The sequence below is a fragment of the Clostridium sp. DJ247 genome (assembly GCF_014231265.1).
Genome location: NZ_JABAIW010000005.1, coordinates 1 through 15,585, shown reverse-complemented (window position 1 = coordinate 15,585; position 15,585 = coordinate 1). Strand labels below are relative to the sequence as shown.

The 15,585-nt window shown below is 31.1% G+C and carries 14 protein-coding genes and 2 pseudogenes; 7 read left to right on the top strand and 9 right to left on the bottom strand.

Features of this window, described 5'->3' with window-relative positions; translation table 11 throughout:
• The first annotated feature begins 247 nt into the window (after window positions 1-247).
• From HGI79_RS03355 to HGI79_RS03340, 4 genes are all read left to right on the top strand, one after another.
• The gene (locus HGI79_RS03355) at window positions 248-727 is read left to right on the top strand and encodes a hypothetical protein (RefSeq protein ID WP_185649246.1); all 480 of its coding nucleotides are present in this window, start codon (window positions 248-250) and stop codon (window positions 725-727) included.
• A 341-nt stretch (window positions 728-1,068) separates the two neighbouring features.
• Window positions 1,069-1,476, top strand: coding sequence for a sigma-70 family RNA polymerase sigma factor (locus HGI79_RS03350; RefSeq protein WP_185649245.1), 408 nt, complete (start codon window positions 1,069-1,071; stop codon window positions 1,474-1,476).
• Window positions 1,477-2,070: 594 nt separating this feature from the next.
• Window positions 2,071-2,265, top strand: a complete 195-nt coding sequence (locus HGI79_RS03345) for a hypothetical protein (protein WP_185649244.1) — start codon at window positions 2,071-2,073, stop codon at window positions 2,263-2,265.
• A gap of 86 nt (window positions 2,266-2,351) precedes the next feature.
• Window positions 2,352-3,953 (top strand): recombinase family protein, encoded by a 1,602-nt coding sequence (locus HGI79_RS03340; protein WP_185649243.1) that lies wholly within the window; start codon window positions 2,352-2,354, stop codon window positions 3,951-3,953.
• A 1-nt stretch (window position 3,954) separates the two neighbouring features.
• On the opposite strand, the pseudogene asnB reads toward HGI79_RS03340, so the two are convergent.
• From asnB to HGI79_RS03305, 7 genes and pseudogenes are all read right to left on the bottom strand, one after another.
• Window positions 3,955-5,091: pseudogene (asnB, locus tag HGI79_RS03335) on the bottom strand (asparagine synthase (glutamine-hydrolyzing)); the annotation flags it as partial.
• A gap of 308 nt (window positions 5,092-5,399) precedes the next feature.
• Window positions 5,400-5,600 (bottom strand): annotated as a pseudogene (locus HGI79_RS03330) (hypothetical protein); the annotation flags it as partial.
• Window positions 5,601-5,679: 79 nt separating this feature from the next.
• Window positions 5,680-6,465, bottom strand: coding sequence for an ABC transporter permease (locus HGI79_RS03325; protein ID WP_185649241.1), 786 nt, complete (start codon window positions 6,463-6,465; stop codon window positions 5,680-5,682).
• A 2-nt stretch (window positions 6,466-6,467) separates the two neighbouring features.
• Entirely contained in the window at window positions 6,468-7,100 is a 633-nt protein-coding gene (locus HGI79_RS03320; RefSeq protein ID WP_185649240.1) for an ATP-binding cassette domain-containing protein, read from the bottom strand.
• A gap of 166 nt (window positions 7,101-7,266) precedes the next feature.
• Entirely contained in the window at window positions 7,267-8,058 is a 792-nt protein-coding gene (locus tag HGI79_RS03315; RefSeq protein ID WP_185649239.1) for an ABC transporter ATP-binding protein, read from the bottom strand.
• Window position 8,059: 1 nt separating this feature from the next.
• Window positions 8,060-9,127 (bottom strand): iron chelate uptake ABC transporter family permease subunit, encoded by a 1,068-nt coding sequence (locus HGI79_RS03310; RefSeq protein ID WP_185649238.1) that lies wholly within the window; start codon window positions 9,125-9,127, stop codon window positions 8,060-8,062.
• Entirely contained in the window at window positions 9,127-10,146 is a 1,020-nt protein-coding gene (locus HGI79_RS03305) for an iron ABC transporter permease (RefSeq protein ID WP_241428131.1), read from the bottom strand. The genes HGI79_RS03310 and HGI79_RS03305 overlap by 1 nt, the downstream gene beginning before the upstream one ends.
• A 241-nt stretch (window positions 10,147-10,387) precedes the next feature.
• On the opposite strand from HGI79_RS03305, the gene HGI79_RS03300 reads away from it, so the two are divergent.
• Entirely contained in the window at window positions 10,388-11,338 is a 951-nt protein-coding gene (locus tag HGI79_RS03300; protein ID WP_185649237.1) for an ABC transporter substrate-binding protein, read from the top strand.
• Between the two features lie 492 nt (window positions 11,339-11,830).
• On the opposite strand, the gene HGI79_RS03295 is transcribed toward HGI79_RS03300, so the two are convergent.
• Entirely contained in the window at window positions 11,831-13,291 is a 1,461-nt protein-coding gene (locus HGI79_RS03295) for an aminoacyl-histidine dipeptidase (protein WP_185649236.1), read from the bottom strand.
• A 453-nt stretch (window positions 13,292-13,744) separates the two neighbouring features.
• Between HGI79_RS03295 and HGI79_RS03290 the strand changes: the two genes are divergently transcribed.
• Window positions 13,745-14,299, top strand: coding sequence for a rubrerythrin family protein (locus HGI79_RS03290; RefSeq protein ID WP_185649235.1), 555 nt, complete (start codon window positions 13,745-13,747; stop codon window positions 14,297-14,299).
• A gap of 210 nt (window positions 14,300-14,509) precedes the next feature.
• Complete coding sequence (locus tag HGI79_RS03285) at window positions 14,510-15,022, top strand: serine/threonine protein kinase (protein ID WP_185649234.1); 513 nt, start codon at window positions 14,510-14,512, stop codon at window positions 15,020-15,022.
• A gap of 53 nt (window positions 15,023-15,075) precedes the next feature.
• Here HGI79_RS03285 and HGI79_RS03280 read toward each other — a convergent pair whose 3' ends face one another.
• Entirely contained in the window at window positions 15,076-15,288 is a 213-nt protein-coding gene (locus HGI79_RS03280; RefSeq protein ID WP_185649233.1) for a (2Fe-2S)-binding protein, read from the bottom strand.
• Window positions 15,289-15,585: the final 297 nt, after the last annotated feature.

Below are 15,585 nucleotides of genomic sequence, written 5' to 3'. Positions count from 1 at the left end.
ACATATATCGAGAAATTTGTATACTATATCACCATTTATGTCTAGCATAGCCATTTATTAATCGTTGATATGTCATTTTAACTAACATATAATATGAATATGTTAGTTATAACGACATATATTTAGATTTATTAATTGATAAAACCATAATGTTAAATTAAGAGAACAAAGCAAAAATAGAAAGAAATTTAAAATAAGAAATGCTACCTAAACTAACATATTAATAAGAAAAAGGAGTTAAGGAAATATGGAAAGAAAATTAAGTTTTGACAAAGAAAAAGCTTATCATAAAGCAAAGCTGCTTCTTAAAATATATAGAGATGTAATATGGAGTGTTGAAGGCAGGGTAGCAGAGCTTGAAGAGGAATATTATGAAATGGGCAGTAATAATTTAGCAGAAGCATTAGATTATTTAAATGATTATGACCCTAATATAAATAGAAAAGAACTTGAAGCTGAATTGTGTTCTATTTTTAAAAGTAAATTGCTCATTGAAATTGTGGACAAAGCTTTGTTAAAAGTTAAGAATTACCCTGACTATGGCGATATTTACTTTGATATTCTTCATAAACAATATATTGAAAAATATAAGTATTCTGAAAAGAATATTATTGAAGTTTTAAATTGTGAAAGAACAACCTTTTATAAGAGAAAGAAAGAAGCTATAAATTTAATGGGTATTGCATTATGGGGATATGTTTTACCTGAACTTAAAGGAATATGGTAAACTTAATGTGAACTAAAAACGAATAAAATATCTACATAAAGAGTACTGTATGTGAATTGTCAAGATGTTAATATATTTATACTGGGAAGTTGCGTACTGTAAAACCCTCGATTGTCTGCCAATAAGGTTAGATGATCGAGGGTTTTTTATTATGACAATTCTCAGATAATTATTGAATAACATAACAGGCTTCCAAAAAGGGTCGCAAGATTTATCTTGCGGCCCTTTTTGTCGTTGTCGGAAAGGGTATTCACATGCAGTATTGGTTTTGGTATTACATCCGTTATCCTTGATTTTCTCTGTTTTGAAAATTTTAACAAACAAAACGGAGGGGATCAAATATGAAGGAATTTAAAATTAGAATTAATAATGAATTTATAACAGTTAATGAAGAAATATATATTACTTATTATAAAATGGGAAGACGTGAAAGATACTTAGAGGAGGTAAGTGTAGAAAAAAATTTATCATATAACCAATTGGTAGAGAAGGATTATCCAATTGAGAATAAAATGTGTAAACCACAGTATTTACTTGAAGATGCAATTATTGAAAAAATTATGCTTGAGAAAATGATGAAAGCTCTGGATATGTTGACAGAGTATGAAAGAATAATTATTGATGAGTTATTCTTTAAGGGTACAAGCATTAGAGAATTATCATTACATTTAAATGTACCTAAAAGCACTTTACATGAGCAGAAAGAAAAGGTTATAAAAAGACTTAGAAAAATAATAAATAAAATTTAAAAAAATTCCGGACACCCCTTCACTTTTTCGGCTTAAGAAGTGAAGGGGTATTTTTTATATCTCATAGATCTTTGAAAATTTAATATTCATTATTTTAGGTACGTTACTTCTGTGGCTATGAAATGGGAAGCGACTTGAGCAAAAGCGCCAAGACTACTGATATTTATATAACTATGAATATGAGGCATGAGCGAGAAACTTTTGGCTCTAAATCAATTTATGATGGATTGATTGCCATGACCCACAGAAGGAATAATGATACTTCCACTCAGTCCTAAGAATCCTATGGAGAGTGGCTCGCACATTGTGGGAGAGGTTTAAATCCTATGATACTTGCTAATCACAAGTAGCCTGAAATATGGAAATTTGAAGTTTAATAAGGTTTATAAGATTAGCTAAAGAAAGTCGTTATCGATTTTCTTTAGCTAATTAATTAATAGCAGAGCAAAGCATTAAAGGGATGTTTAATGCTTTGCTCTGCTATTGAGAATAAATGAATATTCTTCGCATTAATCCTATTTACTTATAAATTCGTAACATTTTATGGAATTAAGGAATAAAATATACTAGAACTCATGGGGGTATGTTATTTTTATGAGAATAAAAGAATTAAAATATAATAATAGAGATAGCTTAATAATTTATATAACAGAAGAAGAGAAGAATGATGCAATCTTAAGGAAAAAAATAAATGATTATAAGAAATTATATAGAGATGTTTCTATTTTTATAAGTGGAAATAATAAAATTGAAGATGTTTTACTAAAGATGGTTCAAGAAAAAATGTAAAGATAAGAGTTTATCTTTATTTTTTATAGGTAATTTGGTATCATTGAACTATCATAATATAAGAATGTGATAGTGAGGTATTATTTATGAACATTGTAGGGTATGTAAGATTAAGCAGAGATGAGGACAAAGAGAATTATTCATCAATAATTTCACAGCAGGACATTATCAATGAATATGCAAAAGAAAGAAATTGGACAATATCGAAAATTTATATTGATGATAATTGTAGTGGTTATTCTCTTGATAGACCTGCATTTAGTGAAATGATTAATGAAGTTGAAAAAGGTAATATTGATACTGTACTTACAAAAGATTTATCTAGGATAGGAAGAAATAATGGTAAAGTATTAGTATTAATAGATAGATTTAAAGAACTAAATAAAAGACTTATCTTAATTACAGAGGGTAATGGCGGTCTTGATTTATCAAAAGATGAACATGATATTCTTGGTATTAAAACTTGGTATAATGAAATGTATATTAAAGACATATCAAGAAAGATAAGAGCAAATATGTATGCAAAACAAAAAAAAGGTGAGCTTATTATGGGAAATTACTATGGATATAAAAAAATTAAAATAAATGATAAGTTTAACTTGGTAGTTGATGAGGATATCAAGCCAATTATAGAATTGATTTTTAAAGAATATATAAATGGAGCTGGATACAAAAAGATATGTGACATACTAGATGAAAAAAAATATCCTACACCTAGTGAGTATATAAGCAAAAGGCACGAAGAAAATGGAAGAGTATTTAAAAATGCTGTAACGAAGAAATGGCAAACTCATATGATACAAAGAATTATACAGAATGATATATATATAGGTACTCTTCGAACTAAGAAAAAACAGGCAAGATTAATAAAAGGTAAACAAGAAAATATTGCAAAGGAAGAACAATATATTTTCCCTAAACATCATGAGCCTATGATTGATGAAGAGATATTCAAATTAGCACAAGAAATAAATCATAAGAGAAATGAAAAGGCGTATAGAAAGAATAAAGAAAAGTACAGTTACATATTCGGAAGCTTTATGGAATGTGGTGATTGTGGATATACTGTTGCAGGTTTAAATTTAAGAAAAGCACCAGTAATAACAAGGGGTTATAATTGCACAATGTATATGAAATATGGTAAGAAACAATGTACTAATCATTCTGTAAAAGAAGAAAAAGTTCTTTTCTTTTTCAAAGAGTTTCTTAAAGATGTTAAGGCAAAGTATGAAGAATATATTAATTCAATTAGCAGTAAGGAAAAGAAAAATAATATACAAACTGCATTAAATAAATACAAGAAAGCCTTAAACATTGCAAATGAGGAAATGAAGTTATTATTAACTCAAAAAATTAAGGACATAATGAAAGAAAGTAATATTGAATATAGGGAAATTATAGAAAATTCCTATACTGAAATGGAAGCAGAGAAGAAAAGAATAATATTAGAATTGAATGAAAAAGTCAATGAATTGGAGAGGGCAAGTAGTGACAAGGTTGAGAAAAGTATAAAATCAAATATAGAAATTTTTGATTGTATTATTAATTCAGAGAAACCTGAAAGAAAATATCTTGAAATGATTTTAGATAAAATAATTGTTCATAGTGATAGAAACCTAGAATTTAAATTAAAGGTAAATATTGATAAGTTGACATTTAATGATATATATAAAACCTCATTGAAATAACACACTCACCTGATAGTGCTACGGTGTTATCCTTTCTTATCTCCTTACAGAAAAGGTAAAGTGAAGAATCAATATCAGCCATTCCAGGCAAATCACTAGCTTTAACTGCAGAATACAATGCCTCTGCTAAATCTTTACTAGTATTGATTATACCGCTGTGATTACTCTTTATATATTTAGACATTTTGAGAGCCCATACTTTATCTGGAGTAGGCTCAAAGTCGTTAGCTTTAAAATATTTATCATTATCCTCATAATCAATAGAATAGGTATTTAATATTTTACCTTGTTTTTCAAATTCAGCAGCTGCAACTGCAGCTATTGCACTTGAATCTAATCCTCCTGAAAGGAAGGTGCAAACAGGAACATCTGCCACAAGTTGTCTTTTTATAGCGTCTACTAAAAGGCTTTGAACATGTTCTGCTGTGGTTTCAGCATCTTCTTCATGAACTTTGCACTCAGGTTTCCAGTATTCTTTTAATTTTAAACCGTATTTATCATATACTAAATAGTTAGCTGGTGGTACTTCATATACGCCTTTAAATATACCACCGCCTAAAGATCTTGCAGGTCCAAGGGCAAATATTTCTGTTAACCCTTCTTTAGTCATTACAGGTTCAACAAAAGGGTGAGCTAGTAGAGTTTTAATCTCTGAACCAAAGATAAGAGAATCATTTTTTAGTGTATAGAATAATGGTTTTACGCCTAGCGGATCTCTTGCCATAAATAATTTACTTTCCTCATCACTCCAAACAGCAAAAGCATATATACCGTTTATATGCTTAACACAATCTATTCCCCAATGGATATAGCTGGTAAGAAGTACTTCTGTATCGGAGTAAGAGTTAAAGGAATATCCTTCTTCTATAAGTATTTTTCTTAAATCTTCAGTATTATATAGTTCTCCATTGTATACAATTATATATTTTTTACTATTTATGGTTTTTAACATTGGTTGAGTTCCGCCAGTGGGATCTACAACTACAAGTCGTCTATGGCCTAAAAGTGCATTTTGAGAAAAGTAATATCCTTCATCATCAGGACCTCTTAGTTTTAATGTTTTTGTCATTTTTTCAATAATGAATCCTTTTTCAGAAATGTTTTTATTTAAATCAACCCATCCTGCAATTCCGCACATAGTAGTCGCCTCCGATATAATTATTTTTCATAAACAGAATTCTTGACTTCAGGTGGAGTGTTTACTTCATCTGAAGCTTAGAAGTCGTTATCCAGAGACGTATCCGCTCTTTACTCCCAGTTAAGCAGAGAACCCAAATCTATGATTTGGTGTGAATCGCTTACTCCTCTGAAGAGGAGTTTCCTATAAAGATGGGAGTATTAGAGCGGGTAGTCATCGGATAAAGTATAATTTATGCATATTTATATTTTATGCATATTATATTGATGTGTTACAGTTTAATTTTTCTTTATTCAATTTACTTCCTATTTTGTCAAACCAACAACTTCAACGTTATTTAATGCCTCTAGATAATTTCCACCTTTAACAAGTATACCATTTCTTGAAGCACCGCCTATGCCTCCGAAAAAACTAAGTGGTATTGATACGACTAATGCACAAGAACAAGATATAACTAAAAATGCTAAGGCTCTATATATCCACTGTGAAAAGATTGCGCCATCTATAACAAATTGTATATAAAAACATCTTTTCCAGATGTTTTAAACTTGTCATATTTTATAATACAAATCTAAAATAGGCTATTAATTAGTCCTCAAATACCAACTGATCTTCCTTGTTAAAAAATGTCTTATATCCCAACTGTACAAATATTATTACAGTCAGGCCTACACTCCCTAGTATACCTAACATTATTGCAATTTGGTATTCGATAGCAGTAATTGGTGAGGTTCCAGATAGAATCTGCCCGGTCATCATTCCAGGTAGAAAAACTATACCCATTCCTACCATAGAATTTATAGTAGGAAGTATTGCAGAGTCAAAGGCATTATCAACTATTTGTTTAGATGCCATCTTTGGGGTAGCTCCAAGCATTAACGCTGCTTCCACTAAGTATCTTTGCGAGTTCATTCCATCAACTAATCTTGTCACACCCAATGAGATTCCTGTCATTGAGTTCCCTATAAGCATTCCTACAATTGGTACAAGGTATCTTGGATCATACCATGGTTTTAAATTGAGCACTACAAAAATGAAGAACAATAAACTTACTAAAGTTCCTAGAATCATTGATGTTGCAATAAGCCTTTTGATATCCTTAGAAACCTTAAATTTTATACTTTTAATAATAGAATAGATTGAAAACACTTCCATAGTTGCAATGGCTATTATCGTATAAATCGGATTAGGATTATCAAATAGATAAACAAGGATATAACCAGTTAAAATTAATTGTAAACTCATCCTAATGGAAGATATAATAATTTCCTTTTCTCTATTTATTCCTTTAGCCCTCACTATCAATAGCAGGATTAGCACAAATATGTAAGCTGCAGCAATCTGCCATATCTGTAAGTCTATTACCTTCTCCATTACTATACCTCCTTTACAACCTTACCTGAATTTATTTTGACAATATAATCCCCAAAAGTATTAGCAAGCTTTTTAGAGTGGGTAACTATAATTAGTGTTTTACTATTCTTCCTTGAGAAATCTGCAAGTTTTTCTATTAATATGTGTTCTGTATCTTCATCTAATGCGGAAGACGGCTCATCCAGTAGAAAGACTTCTGGATCTATCAAAAGAGCTCTACCTAGTGCTAGTCTTTGTTTTTCCCCTCCGGATAATTTATCTACTACTTCATTTAAGTCTTTTTTTAAATACACTAAGCTTAAAACTTCAAGCAATTTATCATCAGATACTGGTGGTTTTTCAGCAAATTTTAAACCAATAAGTAAATTATCTTTTATATTTCCACTGAATATGGCTGGAGTTTGAGGTAGCATAATTACCTTTCGTCTTAAGTCAACAGACTTTATATGCTTTAAATCTTGTCCGTCAAATAATATTTCACCAGCATCAGGACTTATAAGCTTATTAAATAGTCTTAAAAGAGTGGTTTTTCCACCTCCACTCTCTCCTAAAATACATGTAATTTTAAACTTTGGTATGTGAAGTTCTTTAATGTCAAGTATGTTCTTATACTTTATATTCTTAAAATGAAACAATATAATCCCCTCCAGTTAGTCATTAATTTCTTGAATAAGTTCTTAAGCCTTTCTTCAGGCCTCTTCTAAAACTTCTATAACTTGAATAAATTCCCCTGTAAATAACAAGTAAAAAGTCATGCTCTAAAGTTCAAATTCAGAGCATGACCTTAAATATTAAGTATATCTATACAGCATCACTTATATACTGATATGGTATACAGGTAGGGGTATTAAATACAGGGCAAGGCACTACTTTAGAATTTATATCAAATACATCGCTAATAAGCTTTTCTGTAATTATTTCTTCTGGTGCACCCTCTGAATATACCTTTCCATCTTTAATTGCAATTATATTATCTGCATATCTACATGCTAAGTTTATATCATGAAGAACAATAACTATTGTTCTTTTTTCTTGATTGTTTAGGTTTTTAAGAAGATCTAAAACTTCGATTTTATATTTAATATCAAGGTGATTTGTAGGCTCATCAAGAAGAATAATATCAGTTTGCTGGGCTAAGGTCATTGCTATCCATACCCTTTGCTTTTGACCGCCGGAAAGATCAGAAATCTTCTTGTGTTTTATATCAGTTAATCCAGTTTTCTCAAGGGCATAGTCTACAATCTTTTCATCCTCCTTGCTCCACTGGTTAAACCAAGTTTGGTAAGGATAACGTCCTTGCTTTACTAGGTTAAAGACTGTTAAATCAGAAGGTGCCACTGGCGCTTGTGTAAGTATTGCTAACTTCTTTGCAATTTCCTTTGAAGACTTTTCAAATATGTTACTATCCTCTAAAAGAACGCTACCTTGAACTGGCTTTAAGAGTCTAGAGATAGTTTTTAAAAGAGTAGACTTACCACAGCCATTACTTCCAACTAAGATGGTTATTTCATTTTTTGGTATGGTTATATTTATATCTTTTAGCACTATGTAGTCACCGTAGGCTAAAGTTAAGTTTTTTGATGATATACTCATATTATGCACCTCTCCTAAGGGATTTCTGATTTTTAATTAAAAGATAAATAAAAAATGGAGCACCTATTCCAGCAGTAAATATTCCAACTGGCAGATCCAGAGGAAAGAATAAGGTTCTTGCAGCTATATCAGATAAAACTACTATTATTCCACCAATTAATGCAGAAAGTGGAGTCATATACTCAAAGGAAGAGTTTGTAAGTTTTCTGCAGATGTGAGGAGCAATAAGCCCTACAAAGCCAATTCCACCACCTACTGCAACAGCTCCACTGGCTAGTGCTGCACTTAAAATCATCAGTATAAATCTATTCTTTTCAACAGCACTTCCAAGTCCTGTTGAAATACTATCATCTAGATTTTGAGCGTTTAATTCACGAATATATATTAGAGTAATTATATAAACACATATAAACCAAATAGCTAAAAGTTTTACGTGCGTCCAGTTAGTACCATACACAGTACCAGTAATCCAAAGCTGAGCTTCTTTTATAAATATTACTGGTCCATTTATTATCAATATAGAAGTTAAGGCTTTAGCCGAACCAGATATAGCTATTCCTATGAGTATTAACCTATAAGGTGTAACCCCTTTCTTATATGCAAGGAAATATACCAAAAGCACAGATAAAAAAGCTCCAGCGAATGCGAACAGCGGCATATAAAATATACTTGTAGTCAATGAATTGTTTTTAGGATCTGTAAACAAAGTTAGGAATACTAATGCTCCCGCAGAGCCACTATCTGTAATTCCAATGATATTCGGAGCAGCTAGCGGATTTTTAACAACTCCCTGAAGTATAGCACCGGAAATTCCCAAGGACGCTCCTACTAAGAATGCCACAAATGTTCTTGGTAATCGAATTGTATTAATAATTAATGAGTCCCCGCCTTGACCATTTCCGAACAAAACTTCGATTACTTTATAAACGGGTATATACCTTTGTCCTACACTTGCACTAAGCAGTATTGATGCAACAGAAACAATTAATGCAAGTGCAACTATAAGAGCACTTCTTCTTTCATATATTAAAGAAAACTTTCCTTTTCTAAAAATTATAAATCTATTCATCACTGATTCTCCGCCTTTCTAGCAATGTATATGAAGAATGGAGCACCAATTATTGCTGTAACCGCACCTACTGGTATATCTTTCGGATACACTATAAATCTTGAACCTATATCTGCTAGAAGTAAAAACACTGAGCCTAATACTATACTAAAAGGAACTACCCATTTAAATTCAGACCCAACTAAAGCCCGGGTTAAATGAGGAATTATTAGACCAACTAAGGCTATAGGCCCTGCAACAGCAACTGAGGCGCCCGCTAGAACAACTACTAATAGTAGAATTTGCAGTTTAATAAATTCAATATTTAATCCTAGTCCCTTCGCAATCTCTTCACCAAGAGAAAATATATTTAATTTACCTGAAATTAGATAACATATAATCCACGAAATTATCATGTATGGGATAACTATCTTAAGAGATTCCATAGACCTACCTTCTACAGAACCGGTGAGCCAATACAATACTTCTTCCATAGTTTTCTGATCTTTATAAAGCACTACTTGAGTAAGAGAAATAAAAAATGCAGAAATTGCAGCTCCTGCAAGGGTTAAATCAAAAGTGTTAATTGAACCTCTTATTCCTCCAGCTAAGGCGTAGACTAACACCACAGCCATGGCAGCACCAATAAAAGAAAAAAGTATTAAATAATTTTGAGAAAGACTTGGAAAAAAGCTATATGCAAAAACCATAAAGAAAGCAGCTCCTGAATTCACCCCAAGAAGTCCCGGGGAAGCCATCGGATTTTTAGTAAGAGTTTGCATTAGCACTCCTGAAAGACTCAAGCTTGCCCCTATAAATAGAGCAGTTAAAGCCCTAGGCATTCTCGCAGTCTTTAGAACGATCTGTTCCATGCTATTATCATAATTTCTATATGTATTTAATAAGTCTGCATAGGAAGTTTTAATATAGCCCAGAAGCAGACTTGCCATAAAAGATACAATTAATAAAGTGATAAGAATAATTAGTGCAATAGTCTTTGATCTATTACTTTCCAGGGTTAGTTTTCTTAAAGTACTCAACTAGCAATTCATCCTTTCGTTAGCAGCGTTACAATTCTATTCTTAAATGTACACCTAGATTTAGACAGACAAATTTATATATGCATATATAAGTCTAGCTACATATTCTGAGTATAAACTATGTATAAAACAGTGTCAATGATATTCACTATCAAAACTAATTGAAAATCACTTGCATTTGAAATTGATATGTGTTATCATTTAACTTGTCACATTAAGTTAACGAAGGAGAAGATTACATATGAATATTAAAAGATTAGTTTGTACAATTTCAGCATTGGCCTTAACACTAACAGTTACGGCCTGCTCACCTGCTAAAAAAGAGGCAGATAAAGCAAGTAGTACTGTAAGAACTATTGAACATGCAATGGGTAAAACAGATATTAAAGGAAAACCATCTAAGATTGTAATTCTTACAAACGAAGGTACAGAAGCACTTCTTGCTTTAGGCGTTAAGCCAGTTGGAGCAGCTAAATCTTGGACAGGCAATCCATGGTATAAGCATATCGAAAAAGATATGGATGGAGTAAAAAGTTTAGGTGATGAAAGTCAAATTAACATAGAGGCAGTAGCAGCTTTAAACCCAGATTTAATTATTGGAAACAAAATGAGACATGAAAAAATATATGATCAGCTTTCAAAAATTGCACCAACAGTTTATTCTAATACTTTAAGAGGAGAATGGAAGACAAACTTTGAATTCTATGCGAAAGTATTAGATAAAGAAAGAGAAGGTGCAGAAATAATTAAAAAGTTTGATACTCGCGTAACTGATATAGCAAAATTAGCTGGTGATAAGCTTAAAACAGAAGTTTCTTTAGTCAGATTTATGCCTGGTAAAACTAGAATATATCTTGGTGATACCTTCTCCGGAATGATCTTTAAGCAAATAGGTTTTGCTAGACCAGAAACTCAAAGAAGTACAGAGTTTACTCTTGAAATAGGTAAAGAAAGATTAAAAGAAGCAGATGGACAGGTTATGTTCTACTTTACTTATGAAACTGGAAACGGTGAAGGTTCTACAAGAGAAAAAGAATGGATAGAAGATCCGCTATTTAAATCTTTAAATGCAATTAAGAATAATAAGGCATTTAGAGTTGATGATGCTATCTGGAATACGGCAGGCGGTGTAAAAGCTGCGAACCTTATGCTTGATGATATAGAGAAATTTTTAAAAGATAATAAGTTTTAATATATTTGAGGGAGCCATTCTTGGCTTCCTTTTATCATATTATGAAATAATGCGTATTTATTTATATTAGGAATCTACTCTATATATGATATGATTCTCCGTATCACAACTAAGTGTAGCTTTTCTTTTTATATGTTTTACAGTTATTATCATTTATGGCCTATTTTTCACCTATTATACTGAGTTTTTATTATATTTGCACCTATTACTTTATATTTCTTCATAACTAATACTCCAAACTTCTTATACTTTTTCTTATAAATTTCCATAACTGAATCTTTATGTAGTTTATACCATGAGCAAGGGCAATAGATATAATTAATAGTCTTAAGAATTACGCTTGTACAACCGAGGAGTAAGGTCTGCAGGATACTGGATGAGTTGTAATAAAAAATAAGATCAAAAACTATTATGTAATCTAGTGTGTCACAACACGGTGTAAATCCAGATAAATTACAAAATTGTTATTAATCTTATTTTCTAAAGTAAATATTATTTGATATTTTTTAATATTTCTAACAAGTAATCCCACGTTCTATGAACTGAGGATATACTCATGTGTTCATCAGGAGTGTGCACATCATACATATTTGGTCCAAAGGAAATCATATCTATATCTCCTTTGAGCTTTTCTTCAAATAATCCACATTCTAAACCAGCATGAATTGCAGTTATATGTGGCATTTTCCCATACATTTTGTTGTATACATCTTCAAAAATTGTTCTTAGTTTTGAATCTGGGTTATATCTCCATTCAGGATAGTCAGATTCAGTAGTAACTTCTGCACCAATTAGTTTAGATATAGTAACTATTCTATCATATATTTCTTGCTTTAAGCTTTTTATGGAACTTCTTATAGAGGTAATAAACTCTATTTCTGTTTCATTTGTAGCCACAACACCAAGGTTAGCTGAACTTTCTACTAAGCCTTTAATGTCCATATTCATAGAATTAACCCCATTTGGAACTAGATATAAAAAGTTTATTACATCTGCAGTTGTTTGTTTTGAGAGCATTTTATCAGGTACTTCCGTAAGAGCTTCAAATTCTAACCTAATATCAGGATCTGGAGTCCTAAATTCATTTTTAAATATTTTTTCCAGTTCAGCTATTTTATTTTTAACTAAAGTCTTATCAGCAGAATTTATCAATATTATAGTATCCATTTCACGTGGAATAGCATTATGCTTTGATCCTCCATTTAGGGAACTAATTCTGAAATCTACTTCCGATGAAAGAGCTAATAATATACGTGCCATTAATTTATTTGAGTTTGCTCTTCCTTTGTCTATCTCCATACCAGAGTGACCACCTTTTAAGCCTCTTACTCTTATAGCACATGGAGTTAAATTTTTATCTGTCTCTTCCCAAATTGCAGGAATAACTGTTCTAGTTGTAACTCCACCAGCGCAGCTTACAAGAAGGGTGCCTTCTTCTTCTGAATCTATATTGATAAGCATTCTTCCTTGAATATTTTTAGAATCTAATTTTATAGCTCCACCCATTCCTGTCTCTTCTTCAGTAGTAACAACTAATTCTAAAGCAGGATGAACAATGTCATTTGAAGCTAGAATTGCAAGCCCCATGGCAACAGCAATGCCGTTATCTGCTCCTAGAGTTGTACCTGTAGCATAAATCATATCGTCAACAACTCTTAAGTTCAATGGGTCTTTAGTGAAATCATGTTCTGTTCCAACATTCTTTTCGCATACCATATCCATATGTCCTTGAATAATAACAGTGGGACTATTTTCGTATTCAGGAGTTGCTTTTTTTCTTATAACAACATTCAGAGCTTCGTCTTGAATAACTTCCAAATTGTTATTCTTAGCAAAAGACACTAAATAATCACTAACCTCTTTTTCATTACCAGAACCCCTTGGAATTTCAGAAAGCTTTTCAAAATATTTAAATACCTCAGCAGGTTGCAAATCTTTTAATACATAACTCATTATGATAACCGTCCTTTCTTTACGTGTAATAATTTATAATTAGAAAATGCTAAAATTTGTTATATAACTATATTTCATCACAAAAACTAGAAAAAATCAACATTTCTAACTTTAGAGATTTTATGCGGATAGAATGAGACTTACTTTAACATCCCTACGTGGATTCTTAAATTCTTCAGCTAAAGGAGTAATCATTTCCCAACCTGCAAATGCAAATTTGAATAAACTGAATATTTATTTAAGAACCTATTTATAATTGGTTTCTAAATAAATAATTTAGTAAAATTTTAAAATGATGGTATATTATTTATTTAAAGGAGTAATATTAAAGTGTGAGACTATAGAAATTCACTTTATATGTTAGTAAAATTTTTTGTTAACATATAGTTGTATTATTTAATATGTTTATATTTTATTAATAATATAAAAAATAAAATTAATGAGGTGATGAAAATGGCAGTTAAAAATGCAATGACAGCAGATTTTCTAAGATCAGCATATGGTGGAGAAAGTATGGCTCATATGAGGTACTTAATATGGGGTGAAGCTGCAGAAAAGGATGGATTTCCTAACATAGCAAGACTTTTTAAGGCAGTAGCTTATGCTGAATGGGCTCATGCAAAAAATCATTTTAATGTTTTAAAGGATCAGGTTGGAGATTTTACAGTTCCCGCTGGTGCTGTGTTTGGTAAAACAAATATAGTTGAAAATCTTCAAGGTGCAATAAATGGAGAACTTCATGAAATCAATCAAATGTATCCTGTATATTTGAATACTGCTAAATATCAAGAAGAAAAAGAAGCAGAAAGATCTTTTTACTTTGCTGTTGAAGCAGAAAAACAACATGCAACACTTTTCCAAAACGCACAAAATGTAGCTAAGCAAGGAAAAGATATAGAAGCAGGAACATTTTATGTATGTCCAGTATGTGGATATACTGTTTTAGATGATTTACCAGAGAACTGCCCAGTCTGTGGAGCTAAGAAAGACATATTTGAACAATTTTAAAACATAATAAAGTTGCAGGAAGACCATAAGCAAATTAGGGGTTTCTGCAGCTTTTTTTTTATATATGAATTGAAACTTACATCAGATAGCCGTGGAATAAAGTAAAGGTTGTAACATTTTTTTATCAGCAACAATATAGTAATAATTAGAAGCAAAAACTTAATGCCTCCTATTATTAATACTACATAATTCAATAGGAGGGATTTGTTTATGGAATATATAGATTTAAATAAATGCAAATATCTAGGTCACGGTAGATGTGGCAAGGTTTACTTAACTCCAGATGGTCGAGCTATGAAGATATGCAAAACAGAAGAAGAATGTAATGAAGAATATAAAGTTTTAAAGCTTGCACAGGGCAGCGAGTTTTTTCCAATAGTTTATGAAAAGACAAATAATATAATAATAAGACAGTATGTTGAAGGAGAAAATCTTAAAAAATATGTGAAAAAGCATGGTCTTAGTAAAAAGCTAGCTACAAACTTAATTAATCTTATAGAAGAATTTAGAAGATTAGGATTTAGAAGACTAGATATGAGAGGAGAGCACATATTAGTAAGAAAAGATGAAAGTGTAATGGTAATTGATCCTTCAACTCACCTAAAGATCATCGAAAAGAAGCCAAGGAGAATGTTAAGAGATTTAAAAAGGTGTAAGGTAGAAAAAAAGTTTTATCATGTATTAAAAAATTTAAGGCCAGATTTATATAAAAGATGGAAATAAACTAATAGTGCACTCTATATTTTATAATAGAGTGCATTATTGTAGGTTTACTCCTATGCATTCATATCTTCTAATAGCTTTTCAATCTTAGGAGTGCAGCGTCTTCCACAGCAAGACCCAGAACCTGCACCAGTAGCTTTTCTAACCTCTTCTACTGTTTTAGCACCATTTGATATAGCTTTTTTCATAGTAGCTCTAGATATACCTTTACATAAGCATACCTTTGTAAGTTTATCTAAAATTTCTGGATTTATATTCTGTTCCATATTTTCACCTCAATACTATTATTAATAAATTATCTATTTGATTATCAGCCCTAAGACTTCCGTTTTTATAAGCAACGGTCAAGGGAGCTACATTTCAATTTATCTTTACATATATAATAACTGAACTTATATATAAAATCAATATTTAATGTTAATTGATAGTAATTATTCATACTAAGATTAAATATAGATAACCAAAACTTAAATTTAACTTATACGCAGGAATATGATGCCAAAACTGAAGGCACTTTTAAAAACTTTTTTATCAGTCTTAGTGAAGTGTTTTTAGAAAATCTT

What these genes read in the sequence shown, in the direction of transcription:
- HGI79_RS03285 (WP_185649234.1), top strand. Translation starts at nt 14,510, where the DNA reads ATGGAATATATAGATTTAAATAAATGCAAATATCTAGGTCACGGTAGA.
- HGI79_RS03290 (WP_185649235.1), top strand. Translation starts at nt 13,745, where the DNA reads ATGGCAGTTAAAAATGCAATGACAGCAGATTTTCTAAGATCAGCATAT.
- HGI79_RS03310 (WP_185649238.1), bottom strand. Translation starts at nt 9,127, where the DNA reads ATGAATAGATTTATAATTTTTAGAAAAGGAAAGTTTTCTTTAATATAT.
- HGI79_RS03315 (WP_185649239.1), bottom strand. Translation starts at nt 8,058, where the DNA reads ATGAGTATATCATCAAAAAACTTAACTTTAGCCTACGGTGACTACATA.
- HGI79_RS03325 (WP_185649241.1), bottom strand. Translation starts at nt 6,465, where the DNA reads ATGGAGAAGGTAATAGACTTACAGATATGGCAGATTGCTGCAGCTTAC.
- HGI79_RS03300 (WP_185649237.1), top strand. Translation starts at nt 10,388, where the DNA reads ATGAATATTAAAAGATTAGTTTGTACAATTTCAGCATTGGCCTTAACA.
- HGI79_RS03355 (WP_185649246.1), top strand. Translation starts at nt 248, where the DNA reads ATGGAAAGAAAATTAAGTTTTGACAAAGAAAAAGCTTATCATAAAGCA.
- HGI79_RS03340 (WP_185649243.1), top strand. Translation starts at nt 2,352, where the DNA reads ATGAACATTGTAGGGTATGTAAGATTAAGCAGAGATGAGGACAAAGAG.
- HGI79_RS03295 (WP_185649236.1), bottom strand. Translation starts at nt 13,291, where the DNA reads ATGAGTTATGTATTAAAAGATTTGCAACCTGCTGAGGTATTTAAATAT.
- HGI79_RS03280 (WP_185649233.1), bottom strand. Translation starts at nt 15,288, where the DNA reads ATGGAACAGAATATAAATCCAGAAATTTTAGATAAACTTACAAAGGTA.
- HGI79_RS03350 (WP_185649245.1), top strand. Translation starts at nt 1,069, where the DNA reads ATGAAGGAATTTAAAATTAGAATTAATAATGAATTTATAACAGTTAAT.
- HGI79_RS03345 (WP_185649244.1), top strand. Translation starts at nt 2,071, where the DNA reads ATGAGAATAAAAGAATTAAAATATAATAATAGAGATAGCTTAATAATT.